The following is a 17,952-nucleotide window of genomic DNA, read 5'->3' on the forward strand; positions in this document are numbered from 1 at the left end:
TTCCTAGATATGCATCTTCTTTTTCAATTCCGCCTTCATATTATCTCCCTGGAACAGAATTAATGCCGACAGGCTGATGGCGCTTGCAGCCACGCAGATCACAGAAGGAAATATGATATTCAATACACCGGTTAAAATAAAAATAATCGGCAGGAAACCAAAAATAATATCAATGAACAGATATACCAGCAGATCTCTGACACCGATTTTTAAGATCTTAGCTGCGATAGCCATAACCACCATGGCTCCAAAACATACCGAGGGTATCACAAAATCCAGGGACCACCCCAGCCAGCCCATGGACCAGTCCCAGAGAACGGACAACACCCCAAGGAGCACCACCTGCCAGACAATGGTCTTGGGTATATTGTTTCTCTTGCGAATAATGAAAAACAGGCTGACCCACATACAGCCAATGCCGGCCGCCACAATCAGAGACCATCTGGAATCCCTGGCAAAGATCAGGTTAACAGCAAAGCTGATCACAATCGCCGCGATGGATACCAGAATCATAATCCGGATAAAGATATTGAATTCCTGGAATATGGTGGGAATGTTGGGAAATACCTCCTCTCCCGCCTTATCCCCTTCTCTTATAATTCCTCCGCAAAGGGGGCATACCTCATATTCCCCCTGCAGGGATACCTTGCATTTATCGCATTTTAACATCCTCATATCCATGCCTTTTACCGCACAAATTGCCATGAAAGTGCTGGCATGGACCCGGTCCCTCCTTTATTTATACATTTTTATTTCTTGCAACCTTCCATCTCCTACAGCTCCTTGTTATTGGAGGCAACTATGATATGGGCGCCTTCCTGGGTCAGCATACGGAAGAAATTCTTCTGGATCTCCGTTCCCACATAGGGAGAGGTGAAGGAGATCACCAGCTCGTCTCCAAAGGAGCACATGGCAATCTGCGGCCTCCTGGCGCTGGTGAAGCAATCAAACAGCCGGATATAGGGAACCAATTCCGGCGCCGCCGTAATCCTGCCGATATTGGACAGGGTTGCCGTGATGCCCCGTCCGCTCAGATAGTTGGCAAAGCGCAGGATCACATCCTTGACTGCCAGGGGAATCACTCTCATAAATGCATTATGCTCCAATGCGGACAGCCGGTTTATATGACCGCCCAGCTTCTCCCTGGTAAGCTCCCGGGCAAAGGCTTCCTTCACCTCCGGTATAATGTCCTCCAGCTTGTCCGAATTCTTCGCAAAATGATAGCGGATACTGATGGTCGTAAAGAAATTCCTGGCCGTCACAGAGGGAAAATAAGTCCTGAGATTCACCGGTACTGTGAGGATGACAGGATATTTCCGGCTTCTTGCGGGCATATCCATGGAAATCGCCTTTAGATAAAGGGCCGTCAGATATATCGTCATAGTGGTGTCATAGCGGTGAGCCTGCTCCAGTATCTGACGGACCGAAGTCACCCCTTCCACAATCCTCAGCCGGTTATCGATGGCGCGCCTTCCGGTGATACGATATGCACGGCTGATCTTAATCCGGTCCAGCTGCTTATCTCCGCTGTAATGTTTCAGAAAGCTGTCATCCATCTTCTGGGTAAGGGATGCATCATAATCCAGCTTCGGCAGCCCCTCTCCGAATTCCTCCCCATGGCGCAGGGTTAGATAATAATATACAATGGTCTTTAAAAATTCCAGCGCACCGGTTCCGTCCGTCAGTGCATGATAGACCTCCAAATTAATCCTTCGGTTATAGTAGGTTACTTCAAACAGGAGGTTACGGCGATTCACCCGGTACAGCATACTGCAGGGAAGCTTCTTCTCCTCTATAACCTCCGGCCTGGCATCCGTGCTTTCAAAATAATACCAGAACAGCCCTCTGCGCAGCACCGTCTGGTAGATGGGGAACAGGGAAAGAGCCTTATCCAATGCCCTCTGCAGGGTATCCCGGTCAATCTCGTCCTTCAGCTCACAGGCAAACCGAAAGACCTTGGTGTCCTTCTCATTGGTATTGGGAGGGAATATCTTGGCCGCATTATCTAATTTCATCCATTCAACAGGTTTTCTTCTTACCACCAGTCACAATCCCCCTTTCCGGCAGCTTTTGATATCTATCTGATTATGAACCGATTTGCCGGGCGGTATTCTTTCCGAATCATTCTTTCTCCGCACCGTTCAGAAAACGGTTCATCAATTCATAGCTTCTTTTTACATGAACAAAATGCTTCGGCAGAGAGAGGAAGCCATGCAGGGCATCCTTCATACGGTATACCTCCACCTCGTTGCCGGCTTCAAAGAGCTTCCTGCCATAGGCCTCTGCTTCGTCCCTCAAGGGATCATATTCGGCCGTAATGATCAATGTCCTGGGCTGGCCGGACAGATCCTTCGCCCGTATCGGTGCCAGATAGGGATTCTGCAAATCCTCCTCACAGCTGATATATAAATCCATATATTCACAGATTCGTTTTGAAGTCAGCAAAAAATCCCTGCCATTCTCTATGATCGAGGGATACGGCGAGCTCTCGCTGTGGTCGCTGTCTGTCGCCGGGTAAATTAATATCTGTGCGGCAGGCAGAAAGCTTCCGCGATCCCTGGCCATCAGGGATACCGCCGCCGCCAGATTCCCCCCTGCGCTGTCGCCGATCAGGGTAATATCCTCCGGCTTTACCTGAAACAGCTCCGCATTTTCATATATCTCCTTGGTGACCGCATAGCAATCCTCCGGTGCCGCGGGGAATTTATACTCCGGCGCCAGCCGGTAATCCACGGATATCACCAGATGTCCCGTCTGTTTCGCCATATTTGCACACACTCTGGTGTAGTTATCAATATTGCCGATGACCCATCCTCCGCCGTGGAAGAAAATCAGCAGTTTATTCAGGGTATATTCCGGAGAAGGCAGAAAGACCCGGACCGGAATCTCGTAGTCCTCCAGGCATACCTTATGATCCCACATCTTATACAACGGCCGGATGACAGGATTGGCAGCTGTTTTCAGCTGTCTCTGCAGCTTATAGGTTTTCTTCAGATCCAGTTCCGGATAAGACAAAGCACGCAGAGCCATTCTCATTGCGTTATTGATTGCCATATAGACCTCCATTCGGGTGCCAGGTGTCAGACACCCGTCCTAACACCAGCCAATTTTATTCTACTCATAATGGTTATAAAAGTCAAATGAATCCCAAAACGAAAGCCAACTTATTCAAGTTGGCTTGTAGGGAGGAGGAGGTTTATGAAAAAAATTATATGATTGGCTGTTTCATATCATTAGTATATCCTCGATTTATGTAGAAGGTATTAACGTTTCGTGAACAATTTAAAAACAATTGAATTGCAACAAGAATTGCAACGGTACAGGCTGTGGCGGGGAAGAGGGGGAGCATGGTGCTCCTTCACACACAGGATGGAAGACACATGACCGAATTTGTATGACACAACCGTACAAACAAGTTTGTTCGTCTGTGCCATACAAATTCGATCACATCTCTTCCATACAGTGCATTACAGGAGCACCATGCTCCCCCTCTTCCCCGCCACAGCCTGCACCGCCGCGTGATTTTATGAAAATAGTTTTAAATATTCTTCTGCTATGATACGGTGGCCGGTTTCACTGGGATGGACTCCGTCCTCCGCCAGTTCTTTACAGGTGTATTCTTCTACCTCTGCTTTTGCAAAGATGCCGTCCATGGGGATATAATAGTCAGCGAATTCTTTTGCCAGCTTTCTTATCACATGAATCTTCGGATCCAGATCCTCTCTCCATGCAGCCCTGTCCGGCAGAGAGTTAAGCAGGAAAGGCTCTATCATGATCAGCTTGCAATCCGGCAGATCCCGGCGCAGCTTTGTCAGCAGCTCCCGGTATGTATCCTCGAACTCTTCACTGCTGGTGGGGTCGTTGTTGTCGTATCTTCTCCAGGTATCATTTATCCCGATTAGAATCGATAAGTAATCCGGCCGGATCGAACGAAAGTCCTCCTCATAGCGGGCCAGCAGATCCTTCACCCGGTTTCCGCTGATTCCCTTGTTAATAAAGCTCACCTTTGCCTGGGGAAATAAGGTCCGGTATAAGCTGGCTACCACACCGGCATATCCCCCTCCCAGGGAAGTGATATCGCCGCGGTCTCTCCCGCAGTCCGTAATGCTGTCTCCTTGAAATAATACTACTTGTCCGTCTTGAAATATGCTTTTCATCCTGTTCTCCATTCCTGCGTAAGCCGACACGCATTGTATTTTGTCATAGTGTATTATAGCAAATATTGATGGCGATGTATACATTTTCCTAAATCACAGCAGTTTTCTCTTGCAAAATAATGAATATACGATACAATAGAAATGGCGATTATGTCAGCAATTGCACGGGCTATCCCACTGCTGCCCAGGCTGATATAGAAAAACAGGAGTTCAAAACATAAAGAATGTTACCAGGAGGTTTCTCATGATACAGGCAAGTAATATTACACTTAGGATAGGAAAGCGGGCGTTGTTCGAGGACGTGAATATCAAGTTCACCGAGGGCAACTGCTACGGGCTGATCGGCGCCAACGGTGCCGGCAAATCCACCTTTCTGAAGATATTAAACGGGCAGCTTGAGCCCAGCAAGGGTGAGGTGATCATCACCCCCGGACAGCGGCTGTCCTTCTTACAGCAGGATCACTTCAAGTACGACGCTTACCAGGTTCTCGACACCGTCATTATGGGCAATAAGCGTCTGTATGAGATTATGAAGGAAAAGGAAGTCATTTACGCGAAAGAGGATTTTACGGAGGAAGACGGAATCCGCGCCAGTGAGCTGGAAGGCGAATTTGCCGCCATGGACGGCTGGGAGGCGGAGGCCAATGCCGCGTCCCTCCTCAACGGTCTGGGCATCGAGACGGAGCTTCATTACAAGCAGATGAGCGAATTGAACGGCGGTGAGAAGGTGAAGGTGCTGCTTGCCCAGGCTCTCTTCGGCAACCCGGATATCCTGCTCCTCGACGAGCCCACCAACCATCTGGATCTGGAAGCGATCCGCTGGCTGGAGGAATTTTTGATTAATTTTGAGAATACCGTTATCGTGGTATCCCATGACCGTTATTTCCTGAATAAGGTATGTACTCATATTGCGGATATTGATTATGCCAAGATACAGCTCTATTCCGGCAATTATGATTTCTGGTATGAGTCCAGCCAGCTGATGGTAAAGCAGATGAAGGAAGCCAACAAGAAGAAAGAGGAGAAGATCAAGGAGCTGCAGGAATTCATCCAGCGCTTCAGCGCCAACGCCTCCAAATCCAAGCAGGCTACCTCCAGAAAGAAGGCCCTTGAGAAAATCGAGCTGGATGACATCCGTCCCTCCAGCAGAAAATATCCCTATATCGATTTCCGTCCCAGCCGTGAAATCGGCAACGAGGTTCTTACGGTAGAAAATCTGACGAAATATGTGGATGGAATTAAGGTGTTAGATAACATTTCCTTTATTGTGGGAAGAGAGGATAAGATCGCGTTTGTCGGCCCCAACACCCAGGCCACTACCCTCCTGTTCAAGATTCTCGCCGGAGAGGAAGAACCGGATGAGGGCAGCTATAAATGGGGCATTACCACCAATGTGTCTTATTTCCCCAAGGACAATACGAAGCTTTTCGCAGGGGATGAGACCATCGTTGATTTCCTGATGCCCTTCTCCCCGGAAAAGGATGTCACCTATGTCCGCGGCTTTATGGGCAGAATGCTCTTTGCCGGTGAGGAAGGCTCCAAGAAGGTAAATGTGCTCTCCGGAGGAGAGCGGGTGCGCGTTCTCTTATCCAAGATGATGATTGCCGGAGCCAATGTGCTGGTTCTGGATGAGCCCACGAACCATCTGGACATGGAATCCATCACCGCCTTGAACAACGGCCTGATTAAATTCCCGGGTGTTGCCCTGTTCACCTCCCCCGACCATCAGTTTATCCAGACTACGGCTAACCGTATTATGGAGATTTACAACGGGCATCTGATTGATAAGATTACCACCTATGACGAATATCTTGATAGTGACGAACAGGCCAGAAAGAGACAGATCAGCCAGTTTGCTGCCGAGGATGAAAGCGGCGAAGAATAAATTTACGTAACATAAGAGGGCGTATTGTAAAACCAGCTTTTGCAATACGCTCTCTTATGTTTAATATCGCCAAAGGGGAGTGCTATTCCATCATTTGTTTTATAGCATTATCCCTGCAACATGAACAAGCGAAACGGAATAAACTATTGTGAGGATATCATGATGGGAGAATTTACTGTGCCATTTAAAGACAATGTGATCATCACGCTTCGCCGGCCCGACTATCTTCCTGTAATCAAGAACAACGACAAATATTTCGGAGGAAGCCAGATGTGGTTTTCTGCAAATCACCGGTATGGTAAGGATTATATTCTCCATAATTATGGCTGCGGGACCATTGCCACCGCGGATCTCTTTCTATATCTTGCAATGCAAAACAGCTCCTTTCGGACTCCTGTTACTGATTCTGCAATTATCCGGCAAAACGGAATTAATTATATGGATTATATCCCCTATGTCTATACCATTCATCATAGCTATATTAAAACCAAGCCATTGGTCACCGTACTTGGCCCTTCTATTGCCCGCGCCGTCCGCTCCTACTCCCGCACTTACGGACTTGGTCTGAAAGCCGCCTGGAAATGGAAGCTGAATTACTACGATATGTATGACAGAATGGAAGAGATGCTGGGCAGGGATCTCCCGGTCATACTCTCCATCGGCCCAAATGTCCCGAAGCTCTGGGGACGCAAGGGAATTCCTTTCTATGAACTGAAGGAAATCGATTATCTGGACCCCGGTGCCAAAGGCCAGGAGCCCATGACCGAAGCCTCTAAGCCCTATTATTATAAAACCGTGGAAGAAGGGATCAACGGACATTATGTTACCGTAACCGCCCTGATTAAGGATGAGGTAACCGGCCGGATTATGCTGCGTATCTCCTCCTGGGGAAAACAATACTATATTAACTATGAGGAATACCGGGATTATATCGATAGCCACAGCACACCCTCCACCTCCAGTCTGGTCTATATCACGGATAAATATTTCTGACAATGAAAACGGGGCCGTTGCAGGATTTCCCCTGCAACGGCCCCGTTTCTTCTATTTCGATCTATGTATATTGATCTATGTGTGCTGATGTAACCATTCAGCCAGCGGCAATCTGTTATTCCGATGATATCTGGGACTCCATAGCCGGTTTGCGCTCCTTGAAGCGTGAAATAACCACAATCGCCAAAAGATACAGGCAGCTGCTTAACACAAAGGGAAGCCTTCGGTCAATACTGGAAAGCAATCCTACCACGTACCCAAAGGGTGAGGAGAAACCGATCATAAAGGCCGTCAGCAATGCTACGATCCGCGCCCGCTCCGCCGGGTCTACATTCATAGCCTGCATGGCATCCTTGCGGGGCATCACCAGAGCATTGGCCACCGCTTCCATCAGGGTGAACAATGCCACCGGCAATATCTGGTTCGCCGGACTGAAAATCAGCAGCAGCTGGCATAATACATACATTACCAGCCCCACCTGCATGGGGATTTTCAGGCTTAAGCGCTCCAGCCGATGCTGTATTGCAAACATAAACACAATCATCACGATGGCACGCAGAATAGGAAAGAAGGCCAGATATTGCTTGGGAATTCCCAGTCTCAGATTAACGTAAAGTCCGAAAAAGTTTCCATTTATCATACCGGTAATATAAACAATCATCATAATTGCCAGGGTCTGCACCGTAGCCTTATTACGGAAGATACGGGGAACCAGCTGTTTATACTCCGACATCAGCTTCCATACCGACACTCCTTTGGTGGCCTGCCTCCGCACCGCTCCCTGCCGGGTTTCCTTTGTATAGCGCATGGTGATTATGGTTTTCAGCAGCATGGTAATACTGAAGGACAGATAAACACCCCGGATAACCGGCACCAGCGAGAACCGTCCGATCAGCAGTCCTGAGATGGGGGCGAAGAATACCGACACCAGGCCCCCGATGGTAATCCAGTTAAAGATATTCAGGATGTCTTTTTCCTTGGAATCCTCAATCAGCAGGCAGTACCAGGCCGTCTGGTTAATTTGCTCAAAGCTGTTCATCAGAACCGCAATGAGGAAAAACCAGAAATTCTGCGAGATGGCCCATATAAAGCAGGCAACACTCCAGCCGAAGAAATCTCCCAGCATCGTAGTGATGCGCCGCCCCAGCTTGTCCGCTATAATTCCTCCCATGAAGGAAAAGGCCACCTGAACCACCATGGCAATGGAAAGAATCAGTCCGATCTGTACATCGGTGACTCCCATCGCCACCATGTACAGCGTAGTGAAGGGAGCCAGCAGATTATAAGGAATCCCCCATAAGGGTTCAATGAGAATTAAAGGCTTTGCATTCCCTTCGATAGTATACATCAGGTCAAATAACGGGTGAGAACGCAATGTTCTCACCCACTTGTTCTTCTTCATTAATACTTTGATACCTCCAGACAATTTACTAAAGATCCGCACCCATACCATGGATACTTGCGGACATGGTGTGCTCTCGAACATTATAGTATAATCATCTCCAAAGGTAAAGCATTTTCACAAACTTTATCCGCATTTAAGGTTTGTATAATCACTCTTATAAATGGATTTTATTTTGACCATTTTATTGGCACCCATTTTTTAACGCATATGCCATTTGCTCGTCTATAGAAGGTCTCAAGAGACTCCACGTCCCTGCCATATAGCTTCCGTGTAATAAAAGTACTATCGCTTGGATGCGTCTTGTGAATCTCGACTATGATATACTCGGTATTAGCCTTCGGCGTAATTGATTCAGGTATTTCCTCCGGGGTATATTCCCTTCTGGAGACCACAGCACTGTCTGCATCCATCTGTAAAATCGTAATTTCTTCCGGAGGGAACATTACACTAATGGAAACCTTTACTGAGATACTCTCTGATTTTGTTTTCCCATTTTCTGTTGATGTGTAGCTGGCATCCAGGGTTTGTGAAAAAACCTCTCCCTCACTCTGGATTCCACCGGTAGATAATCCGCTGCCGGACAATGCATAGACACGGTCATCTTCACTCTGGTAAACCGGATTGAAATAATATATGCTGCCGGAGCCGGGGGATACATAGACTGTTCCATTCAGGACAGTACTATCCTCTTTGTCGCCATAGTTCAAGTACATATGGCCGTCGCTGATGGCCTCGTCCGACCCGGAAGTGATATAACCCTGACGTTCTGCAGCGTCGGGAACCCTGGCAGCAAAATACGGGATGCCTTCTATGCCAGGAAAAATGTATTCTTCTGTCACGGTCTTTTCGCCCGTTTCCGTATTAGTCAGTGTTTTCGGCCTCAGCTCGGCGTACAGCCTGCCCTGATACTGTTCCATCGGTCCGTCCATCTTTATTTCTCCGCCGGAGAAACTCTTGATATTGTCGTTCAGATAACCTTCAAAATCCCACAGGTCAAGATACTCGGTAGTTAAAAAGACGCCGATCAATCTGTCCTCCCGGTTGCTTAATCCTGCGTCCTCCCGTGCCAGCTGACATCCTGACAGCGGGACCAGCATCAAGACGGTAAGGAAGGCTGCTGCCATCCTCATTTTATATTTCATCATCATCGTCCTCCAGATTTCCATCAAATTTCAATATATCCCCCACATCACAGCCAAGATGCCAGCAGATTTTGTTGATCGTACCGAAACGTACGCCCTTTGCCTTTCCGCTGCGAAGAATGGACAGATTTGCTTCTGTAATTCCTACCAGGGAACACAATTCCTTTGAGGTCATTTTGCGTGCTTTCAATATATCATCCAAAAATACTCTTATCGCCATCCCGCACCTCTTATATAAACATATCGTTATCATCCTTGAGCTGCTTATTCTCTGCAAGGAGCCGTGAAAGCAGCAATGCGCCCAGCACAAAGCCTACAGAAAGTATGGGGATGTTCAACGAACTGTTGATGATCATCAGGCTCCGGGCAAAAAGAAGCTGCAGAAGGTTAAACCCAATGTTAGTGAGCACCGTTGCCGCAAGAGCCGCCCCGCACAAATGGGACAGCTTTCCGGCCGCCTCCACACTCTCATTGGAATAGCGGTCAGCCTGTATTTCACCCAGCAGCCGAATTCCGGCAAAGACCACAAGAACATTAAAAACATATGGCAGAGTATCAACTGCATATTGCAGAACAAGAAAGGCATAGCTTACACCCAGCAGATGCTCGTTACCCGTGTTTCCAGCCCGGAGAGCCGCTATAGAATCCAGAAGATCGTTAAAGCAGGCGCCGAAAATCACATACACAAACAGCGCGTTCAACAGCCGGAGCAGGACGGTCATATACTGTTGCAGCTTTTCCGTACCGCTGGCAAAGCACAGGCGCAATACTCTCAATATAAGATATCCGCAGAGCACAGAATACACTGTACCGCCTAATATAGCCTTGCTTACGGCAAGTCCGGAAGCTTTGCCAAGGAGCCGGCTGATAACGCCTGGGTTAATCATGACATATAGCACCACAAACAGAGCGGCACTCAGGAGTATAAGCAGTCTGTCCTCTAAATAAAGCTTTCGTTTTTTCCGAAGCATAAGAAAAGCGACGGCGGGAATCAAGCAGATTGCCGTGTAGATTACAATAGCAGCTATATTGCCAATCCCCCTAAGCAGGGAGAGGCTTCGCAGCAAAATCCCGATTTGCTCGAAGGGGAATGCCATAGCCGCTGTAAATACTCCGGAAAATGCTTCCTGCATCATGCTAAGTACAACACAAAGCACGGCTTCCATTCCAAGAAGGATCAAAAAAGTCCTGGGTTTCATATTCGCCTCCATAATTATTGTTATTCGATAATTTATATTTAGTATAACATATAAAATTATCGTTTGTCAATAATTTTACTGAAAATGACTGTATTGACGATTTGACTCACTGTTTTCCGCATCCACATCAGAAAAATCGGCATAGCCGGTAACACATACCCGACTATGCCGATATTTTTCCGGGATTAAAAATCCCTAAGACGCACCCTCCAAGGTTGCCTTTTTTGTTTCTTTGCCATCTCTGAAATACATATCGTCCTACAGGTATTCCTCCAGCTTTCTCATGCATCTTTGGTACGCCTCTGTCCCGCGTATCACCTCATACCTGGTATCCTGGACAATCGCCTGATACATCACCTGCAGCACATTTAACTCCGCTTCCTCCCGGCTGTCTTCCTTCCTGCCGTACAACCCCTGTTCATAGGCTTCGGCAAAGAACACCTCCGAATACCTTTTTCCTGAGGGACCATCGCTGCCGATCAGCCAGTCAATATAACGCTCAAAGGCGGCCTGCGCCTGGGCAAGCTCCCCTCTCAGAATATGAACTTCCACCAGCATATCCATCCCCTGATTCAGCCCCCCCGGACCGAAGCAATCCGATATAGTGCACACTGCCTGGGCAAGCTTCAGCGCCCTGTCATAATCCTGCTTCTTCAGTACAATATTATAAATGGTTCTCAAATCAATCACTACATCCTGCCAGTCTGCCATGAGGTTTTCTTCCGCCGCATAAAATGCTCTGTCATATTCCTGCTTCAGCAGATAGACAGTAGGTAGTATATGGTTGGAGTTCCACTCCCTGGGCAGCTTCATTTGTTGAAAAATGGCCTCCGCCTCATCCAATCTTCCGCTTCCCATGTAACTGGACGCCACACCCGTTTTTGCTGCATTGCTTACATAGTAGTCTTCGGAGTGCATCAGCTCTTCAAACATAGCGACCACCCTGTCCCCGCAATCCTGTATGACTTTGAGCTGCTCCTCCTGCTGCTCTGCCGAAAGCGTTGTAAGCTCCAGCCCGGCAAGGCTCTTCAGGCCGGAGAGGCCGAAGGCAGCCTCCAGGCGGAGCCTCTCCGAGTTGGGATACTGCGTCAGAAGCTTTTCAATATATCGCATTCCCTCCGCAAGCCCCTGCTCCTTCACCCGCCTTCTTGCCTCCTTCAAGAACTCCTGGATCTCCTCCTGGGAGAGCTCGCTCTGAAAGGCCAGCAGGGTATCGATGGAGATATGGAACAATCTTGCAATGGGCGCCAGCAGGGTAATATCCGGCATGGATACGTTGGTCTCCCATTTGCTTACTGCCGGCACGGATACTCCCAGCTTCTCCGCCAGCTGCTCCTGGGTCATGTTCCTTTGTTTTCTATGGGTAAAGATTACTTTTCCGATATTCATCCTTCTTCCTCCAAATATGAATTAGGCTTAATTCAACAACGGCAGCTGCTCGTCTTATGTCCATTATAGCCTTTCCTTCTTTAGGAGACAATGGAGGCTTTGTTAAATAGACGGAAGAAAAATTTAACCGCAGATTAATATTTCCAGAATAACGCCCCGGTTCTTATAAGGTTTCCAGAAACTCCTCCAGCGAAAGCATTCCCATATCCTTCTGGTCCCTGCTGCGGACAGAGACCTTCCCGCTCTCTTCTTCCTTCTGCCCAAGAATGATCATGTAAGGAACCTTCTCCAGCTGTGCCTCCCTGATCTTGAAACCGATCTTCTCGTCCCTCTGATCCAGCTCACAGCGGATGCCCCGTTCCTTTAACCGGCTCAGCACCTCTCCCCCATAGCCCAGGAATTTCTCCGAGATGGGCAGCACCCTGACCTGTACCGGTGCCAGCCAGAAGGGGAATCTTCCCGCATAGTGCTCAATGAGAATTCCGATAAACCGTTCCAGGGAACCAAAGACTACTCTGTGTATCATAATAGGACGATGCCGGCCTCCGTCGGCTCCGATATACTCAATCTCAAAACGCTGGGGAAGCTGGAAATCCAATTGTATCGTACCGCACTGCCAGGTCCTTCCGATGGAATCCTCCAGATGGAAGTCAATCTTGGGGCCGTAAAAGGCTCCGTCCCCTTCATTGACGATATAATCCAGTTTCAATTGCCGCAGGGCCTCTTCCAGAGCATGCGTCGCCAATTCCCAATCCTCATCGCTGCCGATGCTGTCCTCCGGCCGGGTGGATAGCTCCACATGATACCGGAAGCCAAAGGCTTCATAGAATTCGTGAATCAGCCGGGCAACCCTCTTGATTTCATCAATGACCTGATCCGGTGTCATAAAGACATGGGCATCATCCTGGGTAAAGCAGCGGACACGCATGAGACCGTGCAGGGTACCTGATTTCTCATGCCGGTGAACCAATCCCAGCTCCGCCATTCTCATGGGCAGCTCCCGGTAGGAATGGGGCTCCGATTTATATACCAGCATTCCGCCTGGACAGTTCATCGGCTTGATGGCATAATCGTCCTCATCGATTCTCGTCGTGTACATCTTGTCACGGTAGTATTTCCAATGTCCTGATTTCTCCCATAGACTGCGGTTCAGCATCATCGGGGTGGATATCTCCGCATATCCTTCCCGCTCATGAATCTTTCTCCAATAATCGATGAGAAGGTTCTTCAGCACCATCCCCTTCGGCAGAAAGAAGGGGAAGCCCGGCCCCTCGTCCATCAGCGTGAACAGCCCCAGCTCCTTCCCAAGCTTTCTGTGATCCCTTTTGGCCGCCTCCTCCATCATCGTAAGATATGCCTCTAAGTCCTGTTTTCTGGGATAAGCCGTGCCATAGATTCTCGTCAGCATCTTGTTCTTCTCATTCCCCCGCCAGTAGGCGCCGGCCATGGAAGTCAGCTTCCATGCCTTAATCTGCCGCGTATTCATTAGATGCGGGCCTGCACACAGATCCACAAACTCTCCCTGCCGGTAGAAGCTGATCTCCTCCTGCTCCGGCAAATCCTCGATCAACTGCACCTTGTAGAACTCCTCCCAGGAATTCATATAGGCAACAGCCGCCTCCCGTTCCATGGTGAAGCGCTCAATCTCCAGCTCCTCCTGTATGATTTCCTTCATTACCGCCTCGACCCTCTCCATATCCTCAAGAGTGAAAGCCGCCTCAAATTCAATATCATAATAAAAACCATCCTTAATTGCCGGACCGATGGCAAGGCGTGCACCAGGGTAAAGACGCTTTACCGCCTGGGCTAGTATGTGGGATGCCGTATGGCGGAAGGCCGCCCTGCCCTCCTCGTCCTCAAAGGTGAGTATCTCCAGGGAACAATCCTCCTTAATCTCATGACGAAGATCAACACACACGCCGTTGATCCTTCCTGCGCAGGCTGCCCGCTGCAGGGAGGGGCTGATCTCCCCCGCCACCTGAAGCACGGTCACCGGGTTCTGGTATTCTCTTACCGCACCATCCTTTAATAAAATCCTCATATACTACGTCTCCTTTTCTTTTTGCTGATTTCTCTCTGTTTCATTCCACCTCTTTTTCCATGTCTATGGATCTACGGATATATCCATGGATGAAGCTGAGAAAATCGCCCTCTGGAATATTGTAATATAAGAAAAGCACCCTAAAACAAATGGTATCATACCATCTGTTTAAGGGTGCAAACACTGCCAGCAATGCTAACTATGTGTGAAATGCACGGTCCCACCTTAACTTTTCACTTCGGATTCCAACAAATCCTATTCTTTAACGCAGACATACGGCAACGCTTAATCTAATTTCAGCATTACGGCTCCGGAACGGTTTTCACAGGGGCTTGACATAAAGAACTTCCACCGAGCGTTCTTCTCTCTGAATGCGCTGCCACAGCTACTCTTTCCTTCATAGCTTTTCTTATATTGAAACATATTCTACTACAAATCCGAAAAATGTCAAGGAGGAAATTTAAGTTCATCTGCCAGCTCCCTCCGCAGACTTTTCCTTATCCGGTATGATATTTTCTGCCGGGCCTTGTCTAAAAGGGATTACATCAATCTATTATCTCCATGTAATCGGATATTCCAAGTATTGGGGTAGTTTGGTATTTCGATTACCTCTGGCAGAATTTATTTGTCCCTGCGATAAAAAAACTGCATCTCTCAAATCCGCATTGCTGAAATCTGCATCCCGCGTATCAGCTCCCAAAAACATTATTCCAGCCACTGGTCAGCCTCATGACCTCCAACCCCATACCAGCGCGGATGCTCCAGCTGCCACAGCTCATCACCAATATAACCTGCGGCAGACACCGCATCTTCAAAGCTGTCTTCCTTTATCACATCATCCCGCACCATTTCCATTTCCCCATTCACAAGCTTTTGTTCCTGAAAGTGATACCCCTCATTTCCCTCGTTATAGGACAAATTGTTGGTGGCCTTGAATTTACCGTCAATAAACTGATAAATAGTCCAGCTCCGATTGCCTGCTCCCGATCCTCCGGTAGAGTAAATGCATTTTTTCTCCATATCAAGGGCCGGATTGGCAATATCGGTGAAGGTTTCCGCTTTGACAAAGGACGCGTCCTCCGGGTTCCATAGCCAGCAGTCATACCAGGTATTTGCGTGGGCACCGCTGAAGTTGTTCAAAATAATTACATCCTTATAACCGTCAAAATTTACATCGGTAACATGCAGACCCATGGTGTCCATCATTATGTTATAAACACCGTTTCCTTCTACCAGATCACGGAAAGTATAGGAAAAGTCCGCCGTGAGAAGAGAAAGGCCGTTTTCATCAAAGACCTCCAGCCCCATAACAGAGCCGTGCACCCATTCATCCGTCCCCGTTGTCATCCCTTTGGCCACAAAACGGTATTCCGGCATGTCTTCGCGCAGGCTGGCGCTGATTTCATACGTTACATCCTTGTACAAACCGCTGCGCAAATCTGCTAATATCCGCTTGTCGCTGCCGTCGGTATTCATAGAGTAGATATTGGCTCCGGTCATGGTATAGAAAATCCGGCCGCCTCCGACAACAAGCCACTCCGCGCTATCTTCGGACAGGAGCTTCCGGTCACTGCCATCCGTATTTATACTGTAGATTTTATTCTCATTTCCATTCTGGTAATAAATCCGGTTATCCGCCACATTGATGCTTAACCCGTAGTCATCGGTCAGTTTATGCCTGTCGCTGCCATCGGCTCTGACGGCATAAAGCTTGGTATCGTCGTCCTCATTGTTATAATAAATCCAGCCGTCTGCCACCGTCATACGGTAAGGACTGTCCTCCGTCAGCTTAATTCTGCCGCTTCCATCCGTTTTTACACTGTAGATTCCCTTACTGCCGTTAAAATCACCGTAATAATAAATCCGGTCATCCACCACCACATTCCTGTATGAGGAACTGCCGTCATCCACCTTTCTCCTGTCACTGCCATCAGTGTTCATGCTGTAAAGCGCAGAAGCCTCATCCCAAACACTGTAATATATCCTGTCACCGACGACATTAACATTCATGGAATCATCGTCGTTTAACTTTTGCTCCCCGCTGCCGTCGGTATTCATGGCATAGAGCTCCCCGCCCTGCCCATTCCGGTAATAAATCCGGTCTCCGGATACATAGAACCATGACGTCCAATCATCGTTAAGCTTGCGGTTATCACTGCCGTCGATATTCATACTATAAAGTGTTATATTATCATAGTTGTTAATATAATATAGCCTGCCGCCGGAAAGCGCGCAATCCCCGCGGTTGTTTACAACCTCCGGAATGACTTCCGGGGCGCTTGTGGGTGCGGTATCCGGTTCCGACACTACAGGGACCGCAGACAATCCGACATCCCCCGCAGTATCTCCTGCTTCATTTTCCGGGACATTCGCTTTTGCCTCTTCAACCTTCCCGCTTCGGGTCCCGCAGCCGCCGAAACTAAGAATCAATATAAGAACAGTAAATATAATCAAACTTTTTTTCATGTCGTCTCCTTTTGTTTTGTCTGAGAATTATGTAAAATGAATGGTTACGCCTGGAAGGGCTTTGAACTGCCCATTGCATTTCTTACCGGCGTATACCCAAATCCTTCCTCTTAAGCCCGTTGGCTTTTGCCGTCTTCCTCCAGCCCCATTCTCCGGCCAGCTTATACATGATCCGTGGAAATCCCGGCTGTGTATACAGCTCCGGCAACCCAAGTGCTGATGACGCTGATGATGAACCAGCCCCCTCGGAGCTGCCTCCGGCCAGGATGTTCCCTGCCAGCATCTCCAGAACCACTGATATATTCTTCTTCGGGCCTTGTCCATGGGGTATGCCGCGAATTGCTGCAAGCATCCCGCCGCAGCCTATCCCCACACCCTGCCCCCAGGTCAGTCCGGCTTTTGTACACCAGTTTTTAAGAATTTGCAGCGCATTTTTATTTTGATGCCCTTCGTAGAAACCGCAGTTTACGATGGCATAGACCCTGAGACCGGGCTTTCGTCCCCGGGCCGGCTCCTCCCATTGGGAGAGGCAGCGGAGCAAATGGGCCGGAATTCCATCCACATAGATAGGAAAGGCAAATACAACCGCATCCTGCTGCAACAGGGCTTCCAGCTCCTTCAACCGGGGTGTTCGGATGGAATATTCTGATATTATGCTGTCCTTTAATAAAGGCTTCAGTTCCTCCAGAAGACATCCGGAAGCGCTGTCCTTTGCCTTGGGGCTTGCGTTGATCAATGCTATTTTTAACATATACAGCCCTCCATTAATTCCTTTTTTGTTAAAAACTTCAGCTCCTTCAGACTGCAATCCAGGTTAAGACAGACTGCTTCCAGATACTGAGCCGCCGTATTCTTCTCCTGCTGTGTAAGCTCCTCCCCGTAGAAGAAAACCTTGAGCTGTATCACATTATTATATCTTCGCTTATGGTGCATTTCCCTATTCCTGATTTTAAAATAAGGGTGGATATAGGAAATGCTCCGGTCAAATACATTCTTGACAAAGGGGCTGAAGCTCCCGTAGCAGCATTTGCTTATGACAATCAGCTCCGTGGTCTTCCCCAGCAATTCGCCCATATTCTCATAGCCATCCTTAATAACACACTGTCCCGGTGTCTTAATCCAGCATCCGAAACACCCGGTACAGCTGCGGATCGTTCCGTTGTCCGATATTCTGCCGGAATCTGGCACGCCAGCCAAAACCTGCTGCGCCTCTTCCTGCTCCAAATCATGTATAATCATTGGCATCCTCCCCCTTATTATTGGCTTTGCTGCGTT

The 17,952-nt window shown here is 48.4% G+C and carries 15 protein-coding genes; 2 read left to right on the plus strand and 13 right to left on the minus strand.

The window, feature by feature from the left end; genetic code table 11:
• Window positions 1–3 precede the first annotated feature (3 nt).
• From HNQ56_RS08225 to HNQ56_RS08240, 4 genes are all read right to left on the minus strand, one after another.
• Window positions 4–675 carry a DUF6320 domain-containing protein gene (locus tag HNQ56_RS08225; RefSeq protein WP_429144542.1) on the minus strand — a complete coding sequence of 224 codons (672 nt, stop codon included), beginning with the start codon at window positions 673–675 and terminating at the stop codon, window positions 4–6.
• Between the two features lie 98 nt (window positions 676–773).
• The gene (locus HNQ56_RS08230) at window positions 774–2,042 is read right to left on the minus strand and encodes a hypothetical protein (RefSeq protein ID WP_429144544.1); all 1,269 of its coding nucleotides are present in this window, start codon (window positions 2,040–2,042) and stop codon (window positions 774–776) included.
• 79 nt (window positions 2,043–2,121) lie between these two features.
• Window positions 2,122–3,054, minus strand: a complete 933-nt coding sequence (locus HNQ56_RS08235; RefSeq protein ID WP_429144546.1) for an alpha/beta hydrolase — start codon at window positions 3,052–3,054, stop codon at window positions 2,122–2,124.
• A gap of 470 nt (window positions 3,055–3,524) precedes the next feature.
• Window positions 3,525–4,157: an SGNH/GDSL hydrolase family protein gene (locus HNQ56_RS08240; protein WP_429144548.1), complete on the minus strand. Its 633-nt coding sequence runs from the start codon at window positions 4,155–4,157 to the stop codon at window positions 3,525–3,527.
• A 244-nt stretch (window positions 4,158–4,401) separates the two neighbouring features.
• Between HNQ56_RS08240 and HNQ56_RS08245 the strand changes: the two genes are divergently transcribed.
• Both HNQ56_RS08245 and HNQ56_RS08250 read left to right on the plus strand, forming a co-directional pair.
• Window positions 4,402–6,042, plus strand: coding sequence for an ABC-F family ATP-binding cassette domain-containing protein (locus HNQ56_RS08245; RefSeq protein ID WP_429144550.1), 1,641 nt, complete (start codon window positions 4,402–4,404; stop codon window positions 6,040–6,042).
• Between the two features lie 120 nt (window positions 6,043–6,162).
• Complete coding sequence (locus HNQ56_RS08250) at window positions 6,163–7,035, plus strand: hypothetical protein (protein WP_429144551.1); 873 nt, start codon at window positions 6,163–6,165, stop codon at window positions 7,033–7,035.
• Window positions 7,036–7,150: 115 nt separating this feature from the next.
• Here the strand turns inward: HNQ56_RS08250 and HNQ56_RS08255 are convergent, their stop codons facing one another.
• The 9 genes from HNQ56_RS08255 to HNQ56_RS08295 form a co-directional block, all read right to left on the minus strand.
• On the minus strand, window positions 7,151–8,437 hold the full coding sequence (locus tag HNQ56_RS08255; RefSeq protein WP_429144553.1) for an MFS transporter: 1,287 nt from the start codon (window positions 8,435–8,437) through the stop codon (window positions 7,151–7,153).
• 170 nt (window positions 8,438–8,607) lie between these two features.
• Window positions 8,608–9,585 (minus strand): hypothetical protein, encoded by a 978-nt coding sequence (locus tag HNQ56_RS08260; RefSeq protein ID WP_429144554.1) that lies wholly within the window; start codon window positions 9,583–9,585, stop codon window positions 8,608–8,610.
• The gene (locus HNQ56_RS08265) at window positions 9,572–9,802 is read right to left on the minus strand and encodes a helix-turn-helix domain-containing protein (RefSeq protein ID WP_429144556.1); all 231 of its coding nucleotides are present in this window, start codon (window positions 9,800–9,802) and stop codon (window positions 9,572–9,574) included. The genes HNQ56_RS08260 and HNQ56_RS08265 overlap by 14 nt, the downstream gene beginning before the upstream one ends.
• Before the next feature lie 10 nt (window positions 9,803–9,812).
• Complete coding sequence (locus HNQ56_RS08270) at window positions 9,813–10,781, minus strand: hypothetical protein (RefSeq protein WP_429144558.1); 969 nt, start codon at window positions 10,779–10,781, stop codon at window positions 9,813–9,815.
• A 258-nt stretch (window positions 10,782–11,039) separates the two neighbouring features.
• Window positions 11,040–12,170, minus strand: coding sequence for a helix-turn-helix domain-containing protein (locus HNQ56_RS08275; RefSeq protein ID WP_429144560.1), 1,131 nt, complete (start codon window positions 12,168–12,170; stop codon window positions 11,040–11,042).
• Window positions 12,171–12,333: 163 nt separating this feature from the next.
• Window positions 12,334–14,211, minus strand: a complete 1,878-nt coding sequence (gene thrS / locus HNQ56_RS08280; RefSeq protein WP_429144562.1) for a threonine--tRNA ligase — start codon at window positions 14,209–14,211, stop codon at window positions 12,334–12,336.
• A gap of 705 nt (window positions 14,212–14,916) precedes the next feature.
• Window positions 14,917–16,677 carry a DUF5050 domain-containing protein gene (locus tag HNQ56_RS08285; RefSeq protein WP_429144564.1) on the minus strand — a complete coding sequence of 587 codons (1,761 nt, stop codon included), beginning with the start codon at window positions 16,675–16,677 and terminating at the stop codon, window positions 14,917–14,919.
• An 82-nt stretch (window positions 16,678–16,759) separates the two neighbouring features.
• The gene (locus HNQ56_RS08290; RefSeq protein ID WP_429144566.1) at window positions 16,760–17,428 is read right to left on the minus strand and encodes a flavodoxin family protein; all 669 of its coding nucleotides are present in this window, start codon (window positions 17,426–17,428) and stop codon (window positions 16,760–16,762) included.
• Window positions 17,422–17,916, minus strand: a complete 495-nt coding sequence (locus HNQ56_RS08295; protein WP_429144567.1) for a flavodoxin family protein — start codon at window positions 17,914–17,916, stop codon at window positions 17,422–17,424. The genes HNQ56_RS08290 and HNQ56_RS08295 overlap by 7 nt, the downstream gene beginning before the upstream one ends.
• Window positions 17,917–17,952 lie beyond the last annotated feature (36 nt).

This window comes from Anaerotaenia torta, assembly GCF_050433395.1.
Taxonomy (GTDB): domain Bacteria; phylum Bacillota; class Clostridia; order Lachnospirales; family Lachnospiraceae; genus Mobilitalea; species Mobilitalea torta.